This window comes from Klebsiella sp. 28 (assembly GCF_018223905.1).
In the GTDB taxonomy this organism is placed as follows: domain Bacteria; phylum Pseudomonadota; class Gammaproteobacteria; order Enterobacterales; family Enterobacteriaceae; genus Klebsiella; species Klebsiella pneumoniae.
Map to the genome: position 1 here is coordinate 1 of NZ_JAGRQY010000300.1, position 2624 is coordinate 2624.

General features: G+C 56.8%; 1 protein-coding gene and 1 pseudogene. Both read left to right on the forward strand.

Going from position 1 to position 2624, the window contains the following annotated elements; all coding sequences use genetic code 11:
• Nucleotides 1-1761 (forward strand): DUF1983 domain-containing protein (locus KHQ28_RS28565; RefSeq protein WP_211777797.1); only part of this gene is annotated, 1761 nt, incomplete at its 5' end.
• 68 nt (nt 1762-1829) lie between these two features.
• A pseudogene (locus KHQ28_RS28570) lies at nt 1830-2624 on the forward strand (tail fiber domain-containing protein); the annotation flags it as partial.

Genomic DNA, 2624 nt, shown 5'->3' on the forward strand with positions numbered 1-2624 from the left:
CTGCAGGTGAGTCGAGGAGCGAACGACAACGGCAACAGCGATAAACAGCTTGGGAGCTGGCAGTCAGTCCGTGAGGATGCGAAGTTCCGGTTTGAGTTCTGGGCTATGATGCCGGCGGATCAGGCGCCCTCCTCCGGGTGGACAACGCTGGTCGGTATCCAGTCGCAGAATGCTGCCGGGCAAAATGCGTGGCAGGCGGCGGTCACTGTCAGCGAAGCCTCTCTGGGCGCGCGCGATAAGTGGGTGAAATTCACGGGTATCGCCAGTAACAACGGGGCAGGCAGAACACGCGCGGTGGTCTGGATCTCCACTCGTGGCGCCACCGGCAACGGTACCCCTGGCTATTCACTGTATATCGACGATCTGGTCATCACGGATGTTACCGATGCGAAAGCGGCACAGGATGCCTCTGACGCGACGGCGAGCGCCGTGAGCGGCCTGACGGCGCGCGTAACGGATGCCGAAGGGAAAATCACTGCCCAGGCGCAGCAGCAGACAGCACTGGCCTCGAAAGTGGATAACGCCAACTCCCGCGTCGATAACATGGCGAAGACGCTGAGCGACAGCCAGAGCACACAGGCCAGCCTGAATACCTCGCTTCAGTCGCAGATTGACGCGCAGGCGGCCGCCAACATCAAAAACCAGACGACGCTGGACAACACGATTAAATCGGTGGCCAGTATCACCAGTACCCAGCAGACGCATGCAACGGCACTGGAGGCGCTGGCAACGCAGCAGACGACCCTGACATCCAGTGTCGGGGATCTCAGCGCTTCCGTTCAGAACACCGCCAAAACCGTGGCGGATGTGAATGGTACGGTGAGTTCGCTGTGGTCGATGAAGGTTGAGACGGTTAACGGGAAGAATGTTGGCGCGGGGATTACGCTGGGCAGCAATGGTGAAACAAGCGATATGATCCTCTACGCTGACCGCTTCTCGCTGTTTAACCGTAATAATGCGACGGCTGTTCCGGTGATGGTTGCCGAAGGCAATGAGCTGTATATCGATACGGCACGTATCAAAAACAGTTCCCTGACCTCAACCAAAATCGCGGACGGTTCCATCACGAACGCGAAGATCGGCCACGAGATCCGCTCGAATGACTTTGTTGACGGGTCACGCGGCTGGCGTATCGCTAAGGATGGCTCTTCGCAGTTCAACAACGTGATCGTTCGCGGTGCGGTTTATGCGACTGACGGCTGGTTCCAGGGTACGGTATATGCGAACCACATCGAGGGCGACATCGGGTCATTTGCGATCAACATCGCTCAGCACCGCACGCGCAAGGTGCCGAAGGCTACATGGCAGTGGTTTGAGCTGGCCCGGTTCCGGCGGCAGAATTTCGACCAGGTGATCAATATTCGCGGTGGACTCCTCCAGACGGATAGCATCACTATCGACGGCGGCGCGAAACTCAGAGCGGGGATGTCCTACGCGCCAGGGGCTGACGGCGGACTGAATCCTGGCTATCTGTCGTATGCAATGCTTCTTCGTGGCACAGGCGCTACGTCTGGTGGCGGCAGTATGGAGCTAGGCATTGAGCTTATGTATGAAACAGGTGGAGCAACACGCCTGTTAACGGCGCAAGGGTCAATGAACGTAGACAACATGTCATTTGTCGTCCCTGCCGGTACTGGCGACGCTGTTCTGCGATATGGCTGTTACCTGGACCGTAACGGACAGATGGTATTAACCATCCTCTCAAGATTCGACGCCTTCGCCGCGCGCAATAACAACGTAATTCGCGGTTCATCAACCTGATAACAATATATGGCCCCGCAAGGGGCCTTTTCTTTTTCCAGGGAAAACCATCCAGGAGGAACTTTATTATGGCGATGTATGAAGTCGGTACCGTCACGGGTGCCGCGTCGCAGGCACGGGTGACAGGTGCGACAACAAAATGGTCACAGGAGGCGCTGGGGATACTGCCCGGGTCGATTCTAGTGGTCTACCGCAGCGGTAGTGCTGACCTGTATGCGATCAAATCCGTGGACAGCGACACGCAACTGACGCTGACCCGGAATATCACCACCGCATTTTCCGGTGCCAGTTACGGCATTATTACCGCTGAAACCGCCAGCACCTCGTCGTTTGCTAACCAGCTGGCCAGCGCGTTTGCATTCTGGCGTAGTGTAGTGGAGGGCTGGTCGATGGCCCTGACCGGCAGCGGCAATATCACCCTGACTGACCCGATCACAGGAAAGCAGGTGACCGTGCCGGCGATAGCCGGGATGGCGAAGGCCTCGGATCTTAACGCGCTGGCAAAACTCACCGGAGGAAACAAACTCGACGGCTCGCAGGTTATAACCAGCGATAATGCCGGTTTTATACTCGGTAAGAACTCAGATCTGGCTCTGCTCAAAAAACAGGGGCAAGGCGGGACAATTGCCGTTGGCTCGGGAACACCGTTTAGGGTTCAGCGTTCAAGAGCGACCACTGTATCACCGGCAGACACCTTTGATGACATCCTCGTTATTGGCACCAACAACCAGACGACGTTGCCCGGAGATTTGGTTGTCGGTGGTGGTTTCGATAATACGGCAAAGGGCAAGCTGTATTCCCAGGCGTTAGAGCTGTCGATGGGCACTCCGTACATCGACTTTCATTTTAACTACAGCACCGAC